Source organism: Streptomyces sp. NPDC005811 (genome assembly GCF_040630405.1).
Classification (GTDB): Bacteria; Actinomycetota; Actinomycetes; order Streptomycetales; family Streptomycetaceae; genus Streptomyces.
Map to the genome: position 1 here is coordinate 90,667 of NZ_JBEXXK010000025.1, position 17,144 is coordinate 107,810.

Below are 17,144 nucleotides of genomic sequence, written 5' to 3' on the forward strand. Positions count from 1 at the left end.
CGGTGAACCGGGACGGAGGCCGAGCCGGTGCTGTAACCCTGCTGAAACCGGGCGGCGGTGTCTACAGGTCGTACAGGACCAAAATGCTCAGGAACCCGAAAGATATGCGTGCAGGCCGCGCGGGGGAGGCCGGCGGCCGTCCGCAGGCCGACCGTCCGCCCGGCCCGGGGTGTGCTCGCCTCAGCCCAGCAGGCCGTGCAGTGCGTCCGCGGTCGTACGGACGAGATCGGTCCGGCTCAGGAGCGCCTCGTGGGACTCCAGGTAGGTGATGGCCGAGATGCTGACGCCGCCGATGACGACGCCCTTGCTGTCGCGGACCGGGGCGCCGACGCAGTGCACGCCGATCTCGTTCTCCTCCTCGTCGAGGGCGAAGCCCCGCTCGCGCACCCTGGCGAGGTCGGCGCGCAGGGCGTCGAGGTCGGTGAGGGTGTGCTCGGTGCGGGCCGCCAGGCCCACCCGCCCCGTCAGCTCGGTGAGTTCGTCGTCGCTCAGGCCGGAGAGGATGCACTTGCCGATCGACGTGGCGTGCAACGGCAGTTGCATGCCCACCCGGGACGCCGTCTGGACCGCCCCCGGGCCGGCCACCTTGATCAGGCAGGTGGCGGCGTCCCCGGTCCGCACGCCCAGATGGACCGTGGTGCCGACGCGCCTGCTGAGCACCTCCAGTTCGGCGCGCATCACCTGGTCCTCCTCGCAGCCCTGGGTGACCTTGGCGGCGAGCGCGCGCAGCCGGGGGCCGGGGCCGTAGCCCCCGGTGCCGTCGGAGGCCAGGAACGAGGTCGCCACCAGGTTGTTCAGGATGCGGTGCGCACTGGCCTTGGGCACCCCGGCGGCCGCCGCGACCTCGCCCAGGCGGTGCGGATGGCCGGGGGCCACGGCGGCCTCCAGCAGGTTGAGCGCCTTGTCGGTGGCGTTGCCCGCGAGGGAGCTGCGTCCTTTGCGGCCGCCCGCCTGTGAGTCCTCTGAAGTTTCGATCGCGGCCATTGACAGGCTCCCGTCGCACGGTTTCACTGAGGATCGTTCCGCTAGAGGATACACCATTCCATGTAATGGAACAGTGCCCGGAGTGGTGGGGCCGGAGGGCTGCCGGCACCCGCCCCGGAGGACCCCGGGCCGTGCCCCAGACCCACCGAGAGGACAGCACCGTGGTGCAGAAGGTTCACAAGGTAAGCACGACTCCGGAGCAGATGGCAGAGATCGAACAGCGGTGGATCGACGAGGTCCGCGAGGACCAGGAGCTCACCACCTTCGGCCTCTACCCGCAGCCCTCGCGCCGAAGCGCGGACGCCCGGGGCAGCTACCAGCTCTACCTCCCGCCCCAGTACGCGACCGAGCCGGAGCGACGGTTCCCCGTCATCTACTGGCTGCACGGCGGATTCGGCACGGCCCGTCAGGGAGCGGACATGGTCGCGCGGATCGACCGGGCGATCCGGGACGAGGTCATGCCGCCCGCGATCGTCGTCGTCCCGCAGATCCTGCCGATCGGCTGGTACGTCGACTCCAAGGACGGCGCCCGCCCGCTCGCCCAGATCACCGCCTTCGACCTGGTCCACCACATGGACTCCACCTACCGCACGGTCCCCGAGGCCGCCGCCCGTACGGTCGAGGGCTTCTCCATGGGCGGCTTCGGCGCCCTGCACCTCGGCCTGAAGTACCCCAAGATCTTCGGGAAGGTGTCGGCGGTCGCCCCCGCGATCCTGCGCGACCTCAAGGACGAGCCCGAGGACCGGGTCAACAACACCTACTTCGGCGACCAGGAGTACTACGACCTCTGCCACCCCTGGAGCCTGGTCCTGGCCAATGCCCCCGAACTGCGCCGCACCAGTCGGGTCCGTCTCCTGTCCGGTCGGCTCGACGACCGCCTGGCCCCCACGATCCGCGACCTGGACGCCCGCTTCACCGCACTCGGTGTCCCCCACGACTTCTTCGAGTACCCGGACGCCGATCACGAGTACCCCGACATCATGGACGGCTACGGCGACGCCTACTACGCCTGGTGGCGCACCGCCTGACGGCGCACCGCCCGACGGCACCCTGCGCGAGCCGCCGCCCCCGGCGTCACCGTGCACGAGGGTGGGCGTGCCCTGCGGGGCGAGTACGGCCGAGCCGCCGCCATGAGGTTCGGCCGGGGCGACCGCACAGCACGGCATTGCCCGCCCGCGCCGACTCCGCGCGCACCAGCAGCCACCTGGGCGCGGCGCGCGGGGCGTTCCACGGCTGTGGACTTCCTTGCCCACTTCGTGTCGCCCGGCGATCCGAACGGCCCCGGCGGGGTGCCGATCCCGTCTCCCCACCCCACCCCACTCCTCACCGTCTCCCACCGAAAGGCACCGAGATCGTGCGACTGACCCCGTTGACCAGCCTCACCCCCGAGCAGACCGGCCTGCTGGAAACCATCGTCGGTCCCGGAGTCGAACCGCCCCCGCCGTTCCTCGCCTGGGCGCGCAACATGGAACTGGCCCACTGGGTCGAGAACCTCGGCGCCTACTGCCGCAACGAGTCCCGCTTCCCGCAACGGCTGCGCGAGCTGAGCGTGCTGATCGCGGGCCGCCACTTCGACAGCCAGTCCGCATGGAACGCCCACATCCAGCAGGCCGTCGCGGAGGGCGTCCCGGCCGAGTGCCTGGAGCGCCTCGCACGCGGCGAGGACCCCGGGTTCGAGGCCGAGGACGAGCGCGTCTTCCACGCCTTCGCCCACGAGATGCTCCACGACCACTTCGTCACGGACGTGACCTACGCCGCCGCCCTGGAACTCTTCGGCGAGGCAGGCGTCCTGGACCTGATCGGCTGCATCGGCAGCTTCTCCCTGTCCGCGATGATGCTCAACACCTTCCGCATCCCGCTGCGGCCCCACCTGCCCCGCCCGTTCACCGACGTGGACGGCTTCCGCAAGGTGCCCGGGGGCGAGGCCTGATGCCGCGTTCGCCGCTGCGGCTGCTCGACGGCACGCTCGACCCGGAGAGCGGGGAGGGCGGGGAGAGCGCGGCGCACCGCTTCGTCCTCGGCGGCCCCTTCGGCGCGGAGCCGGCCGAGACCTCCGCCGAGCGCCTCGCCCGCTTCGCCGACGCCGGCGGCCTGCTGGTCGAGACCTCGCACAGTTACGCCGCAGGACAGGCCGAGGCGGCGGTCGGGCAGTGGCTGCGCAAGAACCCGGGAACGCTCGGCGTCGTCACCAAGGTCGGCCACGACACCACCGGCGCGGACATCCCGCTCGGCGCCGCCACCGTCCACGCGCACGTGCGGGCCGCACGGGAGAACCTGGGCGTGGAGACCATCGACGTCCTCCTCTACCACTGCGACGATCCCGCCCGGCCCGTCGCGGAACTCGCCGACACCCTGGTGAGCCTCGTCGAGAGCGGGCTGGCCCGCCGGGTCGGCGCCTCCAACTGGCAGGCGCACCGCCTGTCCGCGCTCGCCGTCGAGCTGGCCGCGCGCGGCCACACCCCCGTGGCCAGCTACCAGTTCGGCCTCGCCGAACCCGACCCCGCGCTCCTGGGCGGCAGCCTGCACGCCGACACCGGCATCCTCGACGTCGTCCGCGCACACCGGCTGCCCCTGCTGGCCTGGTCCTCGCAGGCCCGCGGCTACTTCGCGCGCACCGGGCCCCGCGAGACCCACGGCGGACCGGACCCGTACGACACGGAGGACAACCGCGCCCGACGGCACCGCTGCCGGGAGCTCGCCGCACAGCTGGGCACCCGGCCCGAGACGGTGGCGCTGGCCTGGACCCTCCGGCATCCCCGGGTGTGGCCGTCCATCGGTCCGAGGACGACCGTCCAGATCGACCGCTCCCTCGAAGCCCGCCGGCTGCCGCTGACCGAGGCCCAGGTCCGCTGGCTCCGGCACGGCCGGTGAGGTCCACCGGGCCTCCGAACGGGCGAGAACCCTCCCCGCGCCGGATCTCCGCCAAGGCCGCGGTCTGCGGGATGTTCATTGCCGCGAACTTCATGGCGATCATGGACACCACCATCGTCAACGTGGCGCTGCCGGCCCTCGGCCGCGACTTCGGGGTGCAGCCCTCCGGCCTCGGCTCCGTCAACGTCGGTTACCTCGTGGCCATGGCGGTGTTCGTCCCCGTCTCCGGATGGCTCGGCGACCGGTTCGGCACCCGGCCCACCGCGCTGACCGCCCTGCTGCTGTTCACCGTGGCCTCCGGCCTGTGCGCCACCGCCGGTTCACTGCCGGCGCTCACCGGATACCGCGTCGTGCAGGGCGTCGGCGGCGGACTGCTCGCCCCGGTCGGCATGACGATGATGCTGCGTGCCTTTCCCGTGGCGGAGCGGCTACGGGCGCAGAAGTACGTCATGCTGCCCACCGCCGTCGCCCCCGCACTCGGACCGGTCCTGGGCGGCTGGCTCGTGGACACCGTCTCCTGGCACTGGGTCTTCCTCGTCAACCTGCCCGTCGGCGTGGCCGCCCTGCTCTTCGGACTCCGGACGCTGCCCGACTTTCCCGGCCCCGGCGCACCCCGCTTCGACGTGCTCGGCTTCGTCCTCGCCGGAGGCGGGCCGGCGGCGGTCCTGTACGCCCTGACCAGGGCTTCCGACGGGGGGTGGGGGAGCGGGCGCGTCCTGGTCCCCCTGGCGGGCGGTGTCGTTCTCCTGGCGCTGTGGGTGCCGTGGGAACTGCGCGCCGGACATCCCCTGATCGATCTGCGGATCGTCGAGGACCGGCTCTTCCGCACCACCCAGCTGGCTCTGCTCCCGATGGGCGCCGCCTTCATGGGGGTGCTGTACCTGTACCCGCAGCTCCTTCAGGGCGCCCTGGACTACGACGCCCTCAGGTCCGGGCTGGCCACCTTCCCGGAGGCGCTCGGCATGCTGACGGCCACGCATCTCGTGCCCCGACTGCACGACAGGGTGGGCGCGAGCCGGCTCATGGTCGCGGGCGGTGCCGGGGCCGCGCTGGTCGTGGCCTTCCTGGCGGTCGGGGCGGGCGGCTCGCCGGCCTTCACCCTCTACCCGGCCATGTACCTGCTCGGCTGCTCCGTGGGCGTCCTCTTCACCGGCGGCCAGCACGCCGCGTTCGTCACCGTCCCTTCCTCCCGCACGGCCGGCGCCACGACCCTCCTCACCATGCAGCGACAGCTCGCCGCCGCTTTCGGGGTGGCGCTGGCCGCGACGCTGGCGAGGGCGCCCGCCGACGGCGACGCGGTGGACGCGTACCGGACGGGGCTCCTCGGCATGGCGGCGCTGAGCGTGTGCGCCGCCGTCCTCGCCTCACGTGTCGGCGACCGCCGCGTCCGCGACGCGTACCCCGCCGACACCGCGCGGCCCGCCCACGACGAGTCCGTACGCCCGGAACCGGCACCGGACCATGGTTGAGGGTCGGGATCAGGACGAGGGTGAGTGACGTCACGGTTCCGCCAACGCCGGGCGAACGGGCGGCCGACGGCGTGTGTCGGTATCGGGCCGAGGGGGCGGGCGGCTTGCCGAGGCGCGCGCGGTGTGCAGAGTTGAGTGCTGCGTCCGTCCCGGGCGGGCGCGTGCGGAGGAGCACGTCCGGAGGGGGAAAGCCGTGGTCCGATACGTTCACCACCAACTGATCACCGTCGTCGAGGCGGGGGTCGCCGTGGCCGTCACTGCTCCGGTGATCTTCGGCGTGCGCGGGCTGCCACGGATGGACAGCGCCCAGGTGTCGACCTTGCTGTGGTTTACAGGGGCCAACGCGTTCGTCGGCCTGCTGGCGGTGTCGACCCGGTCGAGCTGGCTGGGCGGCGAGAAGCGCGATTTCGAGACCGCCGTCCCCCTGGCCGACCCCGAGGCGATACTCCCGGCCCCGCGTGAGTCCCTGCGCCGCAGCTTCCACGGAGGCTTCGCTGCCATCGTCGCATTGCCGTCCCTGGTCTTCGGCCTGCTCTGGGATCCCTGGGCCATCGGAATCGCGGTCTTCATCCTGCCGGAACGGATCGTCAAAGGCGTGTACGCGATCTTCTGGGAGCGGCGCCACGGCGTCCTCCTGTGGCGCGGCCAAGTCAAGGAACAGCCCCTGGGCAAGGGCCAGTTCCTCTATTCCTCACCGCGGATCGCGACGCTCGGGTGACCATTCGCGACTAGGGCCAGGACACGCCGGGAGTCAGCCCGCCGAGTCACCGTGATCGGTGGGCTCGCGCAGCAGCTCGCTCGCCGCCCGGTGGACCTTGGCCAGGGCGGTCAAGAGGGAGGCGAGTTCGGCTTCGGTGAGATCCGCGGTGACCTTCTCCTCGATCGACCGCCGTTCCTCTTCGACCGGTTTCCGCAGCGCACGCCCCGCGTCGGTGAGCCAGAGCCGGACGAGGCGGTTGTCCCGGTCGTCCCGGCGGCGGGTGAGCAGCCCCGTCGTGGTCATCCGGTCGGCCATCTTGACGACGGTGGGCGTCGTGACGTTCAGCGCGGCGGCGATGTCGCCGGGCGTGCGGCCGTCCTGCTCCCACAGCATCGCGAGCAGATGGTTCTGTCCGACGTGCAGCCCATGGCGTCGCATGGCCGTGTCGGCCAGGGCCCGGAGGACCTTCGACGTTCTGCCGTGCAGGTCCAGGAACTCAGCCATCGGCGCCTTTCGATGAGATGGATCGATTGACGGCTAATCATTCACCGGCTAACGTCCCCTCAATTCGTTAGACGGCAAATGACTTCAGGAGTCGTGATGATACTGGTCACCGGAGCCACCGGGAACATCGGCCGAGAACTCACCCGCGAACTCGACGCGAGGGAAGCGCGGTTACGACTCCTCGTCCGCGACCCCGCCCGAGCCGCCGGACTGTCCGGCCGCGCCGAGCTCGCCGTCGGCGACCTGGGGGAACCCTCGACCCTGACGCCCGCCTTCGCCGGCGTCGACACCCTCTTCCTGCTCACCCAGGGCATCGGCACCGACCACGCCGCCGCGGCCGTCGCCGCCGCCGAAGCCGCCGGGGTGAGCCACATCGTGCACCTGTCCTCCCTGCACGTCACCCTCGACCCGCAGCCCGCCATGGCCCGCTGGCATCATGAACGCGAGGAGATCATCCGCGCTTCCGCCGTTCCCGCCACCTTCCTCCGGCCCGGCGGTTTCATGACCAACGCCCTCGACTGGCTCCCCACCATCCGCGAGGGAAACCACGTCCTCGACCCGGTCGGCCCGGGCCGCTACGCGCCGATCGACCCCGCGGACATCGCCGCGGTCGCCGCCGTCGTCCTCACCGAGGCCGGCCACCAGCACAAGGAGTACGTCCTCACCGGCGACGAGACGTTCACCGTCACCGAACAGGTCCGGGTCATCTCGGAGACGATCGGCCGTGACATCGAGGTCCGGGAAGTGACCACACCGGACGAGGCCGTGCGGTTCCGCTTCCCCGACGGGGCGCCCCAGGCCCTCGCCGACGCCGTCGTCGAGGGCCTCGGACTCATGCGTGCCGACACCGTCGGGTTCCGGACGGACACGGTCGAGCGACTGCTCGGACGCAAGCCGCGGACCTTCGCCCAGTGGTGCGCGCGCAACGCCGACGCGTTCCGACAGCCTGGATTCCTCACCTGGCCTCCTCACTGAACTCCGGAGCGGTGGCGGGGTTCGCGGCCGGCTTCTGCTGCTGTCGGGTGGCGCCCGCGGGTAGCAGTCCCGCCAGCTCCAGGTGGTAGCGGGCACCCTGGATCGCCTCCGGGGTGGTGGCGTACTCCCGGCCGTCGTGCCGCAGCAGGTCCAGAGCGCCGACGGAGTCCAGTACCTGGCGCTGGCCGGTGCGTATGCCGGAGGCCAGGACGAGGATGCCGCGCCGGTTCAGCTTTTCCACGGCGTCCTTGAGGACCAGCGCGCCGGTGGCGTCCATGGTCGACACCCGCGACATGCGCAGGATGACGACCCGTACGTCGGCCACGTCGGTCAGCTCCAGCAGGAAGCGGTGCGCGGCGGCGAAGAAGACCGGACCGTCGATGCGGTACGCGACGATGTGCTCGGCCAGCAGCGCGTGTTCCTCGGCGCTGTGGTCGCCCCGGTCGAGCGGCACCTGGTCGAGTCGGGCCTGCTGGGCCACGGCGCGCAGGGCGAGAGCGCCGGCCACGACCAGACCGATGACCACCGCGTACACGAGGTCGAGGGCGAGGGTGGCCACCGCGGTGAGGACGAGGATCAGCGCGTCGGATCGGGTGGCCTTCGCCATGGCCTTCAGTGAGCCGACCTCGATCATGCGGACCGCGGTGGCCAGCAGCACGCCGGCGAGGGCGGCGAGCGGGATCGTCGAGACCAGGGGCGCCGCGGCGAAGACGATCACCGCGAGGATCGCGGCGTGGGCGAGGGACGCCAGCCGGGAGCCGGCACCGGTGCGGACGTTGACCGCGGTCCGGGCGATCGCGCCGGTCGCGGGCACCCCGCCGAACAGCGGGGCGGCGATGTTGGCCAGTCCCTGGCCGAACAGCTCACGGTCGGGGTCGTGCTTCTGTCCCACGGTCATGCCGTCCGCGACCGAGGCGGACAGCAGGGACTCCAGGGCCGCCAGCGCCGCCACCGCCACGGCCGGAGCGAGCAGGGTGCCGAGCGAGCCGGGATCCAGGAAACCGAGCGAGGGAGCGGGGAGCCCGGACGGCAGGTCGCCGATCGGCTTCACCGCGTCCAGGCCCGCGACCCGGACGACGACCGTGGCCGCGACGACCGCGAGGAGGGAGAAGGGGACGGTCGGCCGCCGACGGGCACCGATCAGCATGATCGCGGCCACCGACACCGCGCATCCGGTCGCCGTCCAGTTCGGATGCCGCGCGAACTCCCCGACGGCCCGCCAGGCGACGACGAGCACACGGTCGCCCTCGGGTCTGGGCACGCCCAGCGCACCCGGGATCTGCTGCAATCCGATCACGCAGGCGATACCCAGCGTGAAGCCCTCCACCACCGGCGCGGGCACGTACTGCATGTACTTGCCGGCCCGGAGCGCGGCCAGCGCCACGAGCATGACGCCCGCCATCAGCCCTACGGTCAGCACGCCGGTCGGCCCGTACCTGCCGACGATCGGCACCAGCACCACGGTCATGGCCCCGGTGGGCCCCGACACCTGGAGATTGGACCCGCCGAACAGCGCGGCGAGCGCGCCGGCGATCACGGCGGTCGCCAGTCCCGCCTCCGCGCCGAGGCCGGAGGAGACGCCGAATCCGAGCGCGAGCGGCAACGCCACGATGGCCACGGTGAGGCCGGCGAGCAGGTCCCGCCGGGGGTCGCGCCGCATCTCCGTCAGGTCGGCGCGGGTGGGGAGCAGTGCGGTGAGCCGGGCCGCCGCCCGGCCGATCGGCAGGGTCATCGGCTGGGGACCTCGTTCTCCCGCAGCTCGGCCAGCAGCTCGCCCTGACCGGCGAGCATCTCGGTGAGGATCCGGCGGGCGGCCTTCATGAGGTCGGCGACGTCCCCGCCGGCCAGCGCGTAGACGACGGTCGAGCCTTCCCGGGTCGCGGTGACGATCCCGGAGCGGCGCAACACCGCCAGCTGCTGCGACAGGCTCGACGGCTCGATCTCGATGGCGGCCAGCAGGTCCCGGACCGGTTTCGGCCCCTCCTGCAGCAGCTCCAGCACCCGGATCCGTACGGGATGCCCCAGCATCCGGAAGAACTCGGCCTTGGCCTGGTACAGCGGAACGGACACGGTCCCTCGGCCTCCCTGTCCCATCGCCCGGCTGCCCGCTGGAGCGGGCGCAGTCGTCCCAGCATGTATGAAGTTGCAAAACTTTGCAATTCATGGATTTCATAGATTTCATGGATCCGCCAGGACCGAAGGGAGCCCGCGGGGCGGTCTGGTGGAACAATCCCTCCCCAGGGTCGACAGGCCGCGGTGCCGGGCGGGGACGGGATGAAGAGGCAGAGGATCGAGTGGATGCCCATCAGCGTCGGGGCCAGGCCTGTCCCTCAGCCTGTCGCCACGCCGCTTGTCTGGGCCGGGGCCTTCGGTGGCGCGTTGCTTCTGGTGCTCGTCCTGAATGCGGTGGTGGGAACGGACCGGCCGGGCCTCGTCCTGGCCGTGCTGTCCTTACTGGCGGCGGTGCTGGGTCTGTGCGCCCGCTTCACCGCGGCACCCGGCACGGCCGCCCTGTGCTGGCTGCTCCTCAACGGCTTCGCCATCCCGCCCATGGGCGTCCTGACCTGGGCCGGCCAACGCGACACGTTCTGGCTGGCCTGCCTGCTGACCGCCGCCCTCGTGGGCACGGGGTGCGCTCGCCTGAACCACGCCCGAGCCGCTTACCGTCGTATCCCCACAGGAGTTGCCTCCCAGGGAACTCCTGGCTCGGACCGTGGCGCGGGTCCTCCCGGCGACCGTTGAGCGAGGCGGCAAGGCAGCCGCTTGGCCTCCCGTGGGGAGCCGGGAGGTGCGGCGGGCCCCGTCGCCGGTGGAGCGACAGGGCCCAGCAAGGGACCTCACCCGGGGGATGGATCGGTGCCCGCGCACACAGCGTGCACCATAAACCGGCCACCGCGATAGATCGCGGCCGAAACTGGTCGATGCCAGGGTGACGAGGTCTTCGGGGTCGCCGTGCGGCGGCACGGTCGCCCGCCGGGGCGGCGGCGTCGGACTGGACTGTTCGAGTTGTTTCCGGGCCGCACGCGTCCGCTGTCCGGGGCGGGGTCGGCCGGTCTGCCCGCAGTTGTCCGTCGGCGGTTGTCTCATGGGGGCGGGCCGTGCCCGCGCAGCCTTCGTTCCTGTCACCCGTCACCCTCACCCGTCCCCTGTCACCTGTCACCTGAGGAGGTTCGGACGGCCATGTCGTCGGACCCCGCGCGCATCGATGTGCACCAACACCTGATTCCGCCGGAGTCCGGCGAGGCGATGAGGCGCCGGGCCATCGCTCTGGGATGGCCCGCTCCCGCATGGGACGTGCACAGCGCGGTCGCCATGATGGATCGCAGGTCGATCGCCACCGGCATGCTGTCGTTTCCCGCCCCGGTCACGGCTGCGGACGACGCTGCCGGGCCGGGTGCCGGTGCGCGGAGGGTGAACGAGTACACCGCCGAGGTGGTGAAGGACCGGCCGGACCGCTTCGGGCACTTCGCCGCGCTGCCGTTGGCGGATGTGGACGCGGCGGTGACCGAGGCCGCTCACGCCCTGGACGAGTTGAACGCCGACGGGGTGATCGTCCTCTCCAACGAGCAGGGCCGTTACCTCGGCGACGCGGTGTTCGAGCCGCTGTGGGCCGAGTTGGACGCGCGTGCCGCCGTCGTCCTCGTCCATCCCACCGCGCCACCGGTCGCCCCCGTCCCCGGTCTGCCCGCCCCGTTGGTGGACTTCCCCTACGACACGGCCCGTACGGCCGTGCACATGGCGCTGAACGGCGTGCCGGGCCGGTATCCCGGGATCAGGATGATCCTTCCCCACGCCGGCGGGTTCCTGCCGTACGCCGCGGAGCGCTTCGCGGTCGCCGCACGGCTCAGCCCCGGTCTCACCACCGACGGACTCCTCGGCGAGCTCCGGCGCTTCTACTTCGACACCGCCCTGTCCGCCGGTCCGGCGGCCCTGCCCTCGCTGCTCGCCTTCGCCGCACCCGGACATGTCCTGTACGGCAGCGACTTCCCCATGCTTCCCGAGGAATGGGCCCTCGGCTTCGACAGCGGGCTGGAGGAGTACGCCCACTGGGATGCCGGGCAGCTCGACGGCGTCAACCGGGGCAGCGCCGAGCTCCTCTTCCCCCGCCTTGCCCGGTCGTGACACCACCGGGGCGGTCACCGGCCTCCTTCGAGAAACGCGACCGACGCTTCCCACCCGGAACGGAGCCCTGCCGTGCGCAGTGATGTGCTGGAGACCGACGGAGCGCGCCTGTACCACGAGGTGCGCGGCAACGGGCCCGCCCTGTTGATGATCAGCGGAGCGGGAGGGGACGCCGGGTACTACACGGCGGTCGCCGAGGATCTGGCCGACGCCTTCACCGTGATCACCTACGACCGGCGGGGCAACTCCCGCAGTACCGGCCGCTCCGCCTCGGCATCGGACCTGGCTCGGCAGGCGGCCGACGCCCGCCGGCTGATCGAGGTGGTGGCGGACGGACGGGCTCTCGTGTTCGGCAACAGCGCGGGCGCGATCATCGGCCTCACCCTGGCCGCCTCGCACCCCCAGGTGCTCGCCGGTCTGGTCGCGCACGAGCCGCCCGCCGTGAACGTCCTGCCCGACGGCGACCCGGATCGCAGTTTCTTCGACGACATGGCCGCGCTGTACGCCGAGGGCGGCGCGGCGGCCGCGGGACGCCGGTTCGCCGCGACCACGCGCGGCGAGGGGACGTACCGCTGGCCCGAGGACCTGTGGAAGCGGTTCCTGGACAACCGCGACCATCTGTTCGGCACGGAGTGGCCGTGCTTCGCCGGTTTCCGGCCCGACGTGGCGGCGCTGCGGGCCGTGCCCTTCCCGGTCGTGCTGGGTGCCGGAGCCGCCGACCGGGGCGCGTACTACGCACGGCCGTCCGTCGAGATCGCCCGCCGGATCGGTGTGCCGTGGGTGGAGTTCCCCGGCATGCACATGGAGTTCCTGCGCAGCCCGGCGCTCTTCGCCGCAGCCTTGCGGGTGCTGGCGACAGGAATGCTGACCGCCGAGGGCCGGGTGCCGCCGCAATGGGCGGACGGGTCCGCGCCGACACGGAAGCGGGAGCACCCTGCGGAAACCGCGTGACGTCGAAGCCGCTGCTGCTCAGAGCGGCCGTACCGCCGCGCGGATGCCCCTGTACCGACGGCGGAACAATGTGCGCGGGCCCCGCCGGCGTGGGATCGTTGAACGCGCGCTCGGTGGCCTGGACCCCTTGGGGCGGGAAGCCGGCAACACGATCGGCCGGGCGCGCGACGAGACCGTCCGGCTCGGCGACGGCGACGAGGCCGGAGCGGGCTGCGAGGTCCTGGAGGCCGCCCGCCTGAGGCGTCGCCCTGGCCGCCGGCACGGCTTGTCGTACGGGGCCACGGGGCCACGGGTCCACATGTCCGCCTTCGAGCAGGGCGCAGGTCCGGGACTCGCGACGCACGGTCCGGCACGGCCTGCCCACGCCAGGGCTCGCGCGCCACCCGGGACCTCTGCTCTGAGAGGACAAGGCCATGAGTGAGATCAGGCCCCGCTTCCGGACGATCGACGGACTGTCCACCCGGTATGCGGAGAGCGACGTGCCCCGCGACCGCGAGGCCCTGCTGCTCAGCCCATGGCCTGAAAGCCTGTACGCCTACGACGCGACCTGGTCGAAGCTGGCCCGGCACGCTCACCTGACCGCGGTGGACCTGCCCGGATTCGGGCATTCCGAGCTTCGTGAGGATCTTCTGTCCCCGACCGCGATGGGCGACTTCATCGTGCGGATCGCCGACCGGTTCGGGCTGACGAAGCCGCACGTCGTGGCTCCCGACATCGGCACTCCCGCGGCGCTGTTCGCCGCGGTCCGGCATCCGAAGCGGTTCCGGACCCTGGTGGTGGGCACCGGGGCGACGGCCGTCCCCCTGAACCTGGGAAGCCCCCTGAAGGATTGGGTGCTCGACGAGGACCTGTCCCCGTATCGGGCCATGAGCGCCAAGGCCGCCGTGACGGCCGCGATCGACAACATCTCCGGTTGCACGTTGCCCGACATCGTGCGCGAGGACTACCTCGCGTCCTACACGGGCCGGCGGTTCGTCGACCAGCTGCCCTACGTCCGCGCGTACCCCACCGAACTGCCCGTGCTCGGCGAGCTGCTGCCCACCCTCGAGACACCGGTCCAGATCCTCGCAGGACGCAGCGACACGGTCGTGCCCCCGGAGAACGCCGAGTATCTGCATGCGCGCCTGCCCAACAGCAAGCTGGACATCATCGACGTCGGTCACTTCGCCTGGGAGGAGGGCGCCGACCGCTACGCCGATGTCATCACCCGCTGGTGGGGGGCCAATTGAGGTGCTGCTCAAGGCTCCCCGTGCGTGCCTGCCCGGACCGCCGGATACTCGATGCGGGCCCCATGCCCTGCCGACGGCAGGAGGAGGAGATCTTGTCATGCGCTTCCGAAGGAACCCGCTGACTCCCCTCGCGGCGGTGACGGCCGGCCTCCTGGCCGGGGTGGTGGGAACGGTGTGCCTGGATGCCGTCCATTACCTGAAGTACCGTCGCGCAGGCGGCACCGACAGCCCGCCCGCCTGGGAATTCGCGCCGGTCAAGACGTGGGAGGAGGCCCCTGAACCGGGACAGGTGGCGAAGCGGGTGATCGAGGGCTTCACCCAGCGCCGGCTTCCCGATGGGTCGGCCTGGTTCACGAGCACCGTCGCGCACTGGGCCTACGGATCGGCGGCGGGCGCCGCGTACGGCATCGTGGCCGCGTCACTGCCCAGGCCGTCCCCCGTGTACGGCGTGCCGTTCGGCGCCGCCGTGTTCGCCGGTGACTATGTCGCCTTGCCGGTCGCCGGGCTCTACAAGCCGATCTGGCGGTACGACATCAAGACCGTGGCCTGGGATTTCGGCGCGCACGTCGCCTACGGCACAGGCACCGCAGCCACCTTCTGGCTGCTCACCCGACTCGGCACCGGCGCCGCCGGCCGGAGCTAGATTCCCCCGCGCGACTCCACGACGCCGGCGGCGTCTTCCACCATGCCGGACAGACCCGGGACGCGCCCGAGTCGGTGACCAGGGCGTTCGGCCCGGTGCCCGAGGCGTACCCGTCGCGCATCCACTGCCGACACTTCAGCCGGACGCCGAGGTCTTCCAGTGCCTGTTCTACGGGCGAGGGCGGTCTCACCGAGGGCGGCGGCGATCTTCTCGACGGAGCGGGTGGCCACGCGGCGATTGCCCACTACAGAGACGTGACGTCGGTGAACGCGTGGCCGTTCTGCTGCTGCCGCGTCATTTCCAGGGCGTACCCGGCTGATCCAGGAGGGTTGACAGGGGCGGCTCGGGCGGGTTGGCGACGCCGCGGCCGCGGAGGACGAGGCGGTATGCGTCGCTGAGGAAGGCGCTGTCTGCGCCCACCAGCGCGGTCGCGTAGGAGCGCAATTCACGGCGTGCCTCGTGGAAAGCGTGAAGGAGTGGAATGCCTGCGACGAGCCGGGTGTAGAGGGCGGTGGCGAAGGTCGCCGCGCACGACCCTTCGACCGACCACAGGGCGCCGATGACGGCCTTCGTCCCCGCTGCGATCAGCGCGCCCGCGATACTCCCTTCCCCGGCCAGCCCGGACGGGCCGGGCGCTGCCGCGTCGCAGGCGTTGAGGACGATCAGGTCGACGTTCCTGAGATCGAGGCATGCCAGGTCGCGGGCCACCAAGGTGCTGTGGGCGAACTGGACGGTGTTGGTGCGGGGGTCCTGCCATGCCTGGACGCCGTGGGCTGCGATGTGCAGGATCCGACACCGGCGGCCCGCTTCCTGGAAGGACGCGAGGTCGACCCGGGGAAAGGACTCGGCCTGCGGCCCGAACAGACGGACGATACTGTCGACTTCGGTGTTCGCCTCACCCAAGTCCGAGCTGTCGCCGATGAGCCCGATACGCGCGCGCTCGGTGACACGGATGTCGGGAATCCTGACGGCGGACAGACCGTCCGACGTCGGATCCAGACAGACATGTGCGGTGCGCACGTCCCTGCCGGAGTTCAGCTCCCACGGGATCTGGCACAGAGAGCCGACGGTGCACACCAGTTCGTCTTGGCGTACACCGAGACGGCCGTGTTCCCGGACGATCTCGTAGAGCGCTGACAGTTTGGACGAGGCGAGGTGCACGACCGTCTCGACATCGACATGGGTCGCAGCGTTCGAGGAGACCTGTCCGTTGTCCGAGCCATGGCGGCGGGTCCGGTCATTGAAGAACCGCACTACGGGGAAGAGCCCGGCCGGGCCGAGTTGGTCCATGTCCCATACGGGCACGTCGGTAATGTTCTCGGGGCCCACGACCCGGACACCCCGGTATTCCGGCCAATGCCACAGGGCGAGGTCCAGGTCATCGGAGAAGCGGTCGGGGGCGAGTGCCTCGGGCGGATTGACCACCCATGCACTTCTGCTGCCGCATGTGGCCACTGCTTTGACCTTCGCGTATGTCTCGGGCGACGTCGAAGTCGAGTCCAGGTCACGCCATTCGAACGGATGTGCATAGAAGAGTGGGAGCAACGCCCGGGTCCACTGCTCAGGGTCGGTCCAGCGCACCTCGTCCAGCGTGCTGAGCAGAGGGAGATCGGTGATCCCGCCGCTGACGACCGTTCGAGCGGCTCGCCAACGGCCGGCCGCCGGCATCTCCTGCGCCAGCGATCCGAGGGCGGCCCGTACGGCGTCCCAGCACCGTTGGGCCTGGGCGTTCAGCCGGGGGTGGTCGACCAGGGGCGGGGCCACGTGCAGGAGGTCCTGGAGCTCGGCCACGCCTGGGTGCTCGCACTGCTCCAGCTGCAGAAGGGCTTCGACGATCTGGTCCGCCGGCCGCACACTCGCGTCGGGAGGGAACCCTCCCGCCCGCCTGGCGGCACTCCCCAGAACGCACCAGGCCTCCTCCGGCAGCGACCTCTGCGCGGCCTGCCGGGCGAGCGCGAGGATGCCCTCGACGGAGCGGGTCAGGCCCGCCTCGTCCCGGTCGAGGACCGCCAGCCGGTACATGGTGTCGAGGGCCACGAAGTGCATGTGCGTGACGGCGCGTGGTTCGACGTCCGGCCGGTCGAACGCCGCGGGTGCATCGGACCGCATGAGGCCGAGGCCCTGTTCCAGCCACTCACCCGTGTCCGAGGCGCCGTACTGCCCGCAGCGCGCGCGAGCGGTCGTGCACAGCACGCGCAGGGCGAGATTCCCGGGAAGGCCCGGCTGCCGGGGTGGTGTCAAGGTGGTCAGACACGAAGCCAGTGAGTCTGCGACATAGATCTCGTGGAACACCGGAGCCAGATCCGGATCATCCGCATGACGCGCATGGTCACGTGCGTGTTCGACAAGACCCGCGGGGAGTTCATCGACCTGCAGCGGGTGTCCGAGGCCGTGTACCAGTGCCGCCACCAGGGCCGCGTTCCGCCCCGGAACCTGGAGCGCGCCCTCGGCGCAGAGCTTTTCCAGCAACTCCAGGCAGGCTGCCTCGCAGGCCAACCCACACGCAGCACTCAGGCGCTGCGGCAGCAATGCGACGAGGCTGTCGAGCACGGGTTCGACGGCACGCCACTCATCCACCACGATCGTGCTCAAGGCGGGGAGAGAGCGCAGATGGTTCAGACACGTAGCCATATCGCCGCGCACACAGCCGTTCCACGCGGAACGCGCGATGTCCAGAGTGCTTCGCATCGGAATCT

16 protein-coding genes are annotated in these 17,144 nt (G+C 71.4%); 11 read left to right on the top strand and 5 right to left on the bottom strand.

What is annotated here, in order from left to right:
- Nucleotides 1-180: 180 nt before the first annotated feature.
- A complete protein-coding gene (locus tag ABZ490_RS26365) occupies nucleotides 181-984 on the bottom strand; it encodes an IclR family transcriptional regulator (protein WP_358994606.1) in 804 nt (267 codons plus the stop codon).
- 203 nt (nucleotides 985-1,187) lie between these two features.
- Here ABZ490_RS26365 and ABZ490_RS26370 point away from each other — a divergent pair, with 203 nt between their 5' ends.
- From ABZ490_RS26370 to ABZ490_RS26390, 5 genes are all read left to right on the top strand, one after another.
- Nucleotides 1,188-2,012 carry an alpha/beta hydrolase-fold protein gene (locus tag ABZ490_RS26370; RefSeq protein WP_358994609.1) on the top strand — a complete coding sequence of 275 codons (825 nt, stop codon included), beginning with the start codon at nucleotides 1,188-1,190 and terminating at the stop codon, nucleotides 2,010-2,012.
- A gap of 326 nt (nucleotides 2,013-2,338) precedes the next feature.
- Nucleotides 2,339-2,914, top strand: coding sequence for a carboxymuconolactone decarboxylase family protein (locus ABZ490_RS26375; RefSeq protein ID WP_358994612.1), 576 nt, complete (start codon nucleotides 2,339-2,341; stop codon nucleotides 2,912-2,914).
- Nucleotides 2,914-3,855, top strand: coding sequence for an aldo/keto reductase (locus tag ABZ490_RS26380; protein WP_358994614.1), 942 nt, complete (start codon nucleotides 2,914-2,916; stop codon nucleotides 3,853-3,855). Before ABZ490_RS26375 ends, ABZ490_RS26380 begins: the two co-directional genes overlap by 1 nt.
- The gene (locus tag ABZ490_RS26385; protein ID WP_358994617.1) at nucleotides 3,852-5,324 is read left to right on the top strand and encodes a DHA2 family efflux MFS transporter permease subunit; all 1,473 of its coding nucleotides are present in this window, start codon (nucleotides 3,852-3,854) and stop codon (nucleotides 5,322-5,324) included. Before ABZ490_RS26380 ends, ABZ490_RS26385 begins: the two co-directional genes overlap by 4 nt.
- A 193-nt stretch (nucleotides 5,325-5,517) precedes the next feature.
- Complete coding sequence (locus ABZ490_RS26390; RefSeq protein ID WP_358994619.1) at nucleotides 5,518-6,042, top strand: hypothetical protein; 525 nt, start codon at nucleotides 5,518-5,520, stop codon at nucleotides 6,040-6,042.
- A 33-nt stretch (nucleotides 6,043-6,075) separates the two neighbouring features.
- Here the strand turns inward: ABZ490_RS26390 and ABZ490_RS26395 are convergent, their stop codons facing one another.
- Nucleotides 6,076-6,528 (bottom strand): MarR family winged helix-turn-helix transcriptional regulator, encoded by a 453-nt coding sequence (locus ABZ490_RS26395; RefSeq protein WP_358994622.1) that lies wholly within the window; start codon nucleotides 6,526-6,528, stop codon nucleotides 6,076-6,078.
- Between the two features lie 96 nt (nucleotides 6,529-6,624).
- Between ABZ490_RS26395 and ABZ490_RS26400 the strand changes: the two genes are divergently transcribed.
- Nucleotides 6,625-7,503, top strand: coding sequence for an NAD(P)H-binding protein (locus tag ABZ490_RS26400; protein ID WP_358994626.1), 879 nt, complete (start codon nucleotides 6,625-6,627; stop codon nucleotides 7,501-7,503).
- On the opposite strand, the gene ABZ490_RS26405 is transcribed toward ABZ490_RS26400, so the two are convergent.
- A complete protein-coding gene (locus ABZ490_RS26405) occupies nucleotides 7,484-9,235 on the bottom strand; it encodes a SulP family inorganic anion transporter (protein ID WP_358994629.1) in 1,752 nt (583 codons plus the stop codon). The two genes, ABZ490_RS26400 and ABZ490_RS26405, sit on opposite strands and share 20 nt — an antisense overlap.
- Nucleotides 9,232-9,573 carry a metalloregulator ArsR/SmtB family transcription factor gene (locus ABZ490_RS26410; protein WP_358994632.1) on the bottom strand — a complete coding sequence of 114 codons (342 nt, stop codon included), beginning with the start codon at nucleotides 9,571-9,573 and terminating at the stop codon, nucleotides 9,232-9,234. The genes ABZ490_RS26405 and ABZ490_RS26410 overlap by 4 nt, the downstream gene beginning before the upstream one ends.
- A 204-nt stretch (nucleotides 9,574-9,777) precedes the next feature.
- On the opposite strand from ABZ490_RS26410, the gene ABZ490_RS26415 reads away from it, so the two are divergent.
- The 5 genes from ABZ490_RS26415 to ABZ490_RS26435 all read left to right on the top strand — a co-directional run bounded on the left by ABZ490_RS26415 (nucleotide 9,778) and on the right by ABZ490_RS26435 (nucleotide 14,448).
- Nucleotides 9,778-10,245 (top strand): hypothetical protein, encoded by a 468-nt coding sequence (locus tag ABZ490_RS26415; protein WP_358994635.1) that lies wholly within the window; start codon nucleotides 9,778-9,780, stop codon nucleotides 10,243-10,245.
- A 438-nt stretch (nucleotides 10,246-10,683) separates the two neighbouring features.
- Nucleotides 10,684-11,625, top strand: a complete 942-nt coding sequence (locus ABZ490_RS26420; protein ID WP_358994638.1) for an amidohydrolase family protein — start codon at nucleotides 10,684-10,686, stop codon at nucleotides 11,623-11,625.
- Nucleotides 11,626-11,697: 72 nt separating this feature from the next.
- Nucleotides 11,698-12,576: an alpha/beta hydrolase gene (locus ABZ490_RS26425; protein WP_358994641.1), complete on the top strand. Its 879-nt coding sequence runs from the start codon at nucleotides 11,698-11,700 to the stop codon at nucleotides 12,574-12,576.
- A gap of 413 nt (nucleotides 12,577-12,989) precedes the next feature.
- Nucleotides 12,990-13,805: an alpha/beta hydrolase gene (locus ABZ490_RS26430; RefSeq protein ID WP_358994644.1), complete on the top strand. Its 816-nt coding sequence runs from the start codon at nucleotides 12,990-12,992 to the stop codon at nucleotides 13,803-13,805.
- A 97-nt stretch (nucleotides 13,806-13,902) separates the two neighbouring features.
- The gene (locus ABZ490_RS26435) at nucleotides 13,903-14,448 is read left to right on the top strand and encodes a hypothetical protein (RefSeq protein WP_358994647.1); all 546 of its coding nucleotides are present in this window, start codon (nucleotides 13,903-13,905) and stop codon (nucleotides 14,446-14,448) included.
- Nucleotides 14,449-14,742: 294 nt separating this feature from the next.
- On the opposite strand, the gene ABZ490_RS26440 is transcribed toward ABZ490_RS26435, so the two are convergent.
- The gene (locus ABZ490_RS26440; RefSeq protein WP_358994650.1) at nucleotides 14,743-17,136 is read right to left on the bottom strand and encodes a CHAT domain-containing protein; all 2,394 of its coding nucleotides are present in this window, start codon (nucleotides 17,134-17,136) and stop codon (nucleotides 14,743-14,745) included.
- Between the last annotated feature and the right edge of the window lie 8 nt (nucleotides 17,137-17,144).

Excerpts from the sequence above, each read along its gene's own strand:
- ABZ490_RS26365 (WP_358994606.1), bottom strand. The coding sequence starts at position 984 with ATGGCCGCGATCGAAACTTCAGAGGACTCACAGGCGGGCGGCCGCAAA.
- ABZ490_RS26370 (WP_358994609.1), top strand. The coding sequence starts at position 1,188 with ATGGCAGAGATCGAACAGCGGTGGATCGACGAGGTCCGCGAGGACCAG.
- ABZ490_RS26380 (WP_358994614.1), top strand. The coding sequence starts at position 2,914 with ATGCCGCGTTCGCCGCTGCGGCTGCTCGACGGCACGCTCGACCCGGAG.
- ABZ490_RS26395 (WP_358994622.1), bottom strand. The coding sequence starts at position 6,528 with ATGGCTGAGTTCCTGGACCTGCACGGCAGAACGTCGAAGGTCCTCCGG.
- ABZ490_RS26400 (WP_358994626.1), top strand. The coding sequence starts at position 6,625 with ATGATACTGGTCACCGGAGCCACCGGGAACATCGGCCGAGAACTCACC.
- ABZ490_RS26405 (WP_358994629.1), bottom strand. The coding sequence starts at position 9,235 with ATGACCCTGCCGATCGGCCGGGCGGCGGCCCGGCTCACCGCACTGCTC.
- ABZ490_RS26415 (WP_358994635.1), top strand. The coding sequence starts at position 9,778 with ATGAAGAGGCAGAGGATCGAGTGGATGCCCATCAGCGTCGGGGCCAGG.
- ABZ490_RS26420 (WP_358994638.1), top strand. The coding sequence starts at position 10,684 with ATGTCGTCGGACCCCGCGCGCATCGATGTGCACCAACACCTGATTCCG.
- ABZ490_RS26430 (WP_358994644.1), top strand. The coding sequence starts at position 12,990 with ATGAGTGAGATCAGGCCCCGCTTCCGGACGATCGACGGACTGTCCACC.
- ABZ490_RS26435 (WP_358994647.1), top strand. The coding sequence starts at position 13,903 with ATGCGCTTCCGAAGGAACCCGCTGACTCCCCTCGCGGCGGTGACGGCC.
- ABZ490_RS26440 (WP_358994650.1), bottom strand. The coding sequence starts at position 17,136 with ATGCGAAGCACTCTGGACATCGCGCGTTCCGCGTGGAACGGCTGTGTG.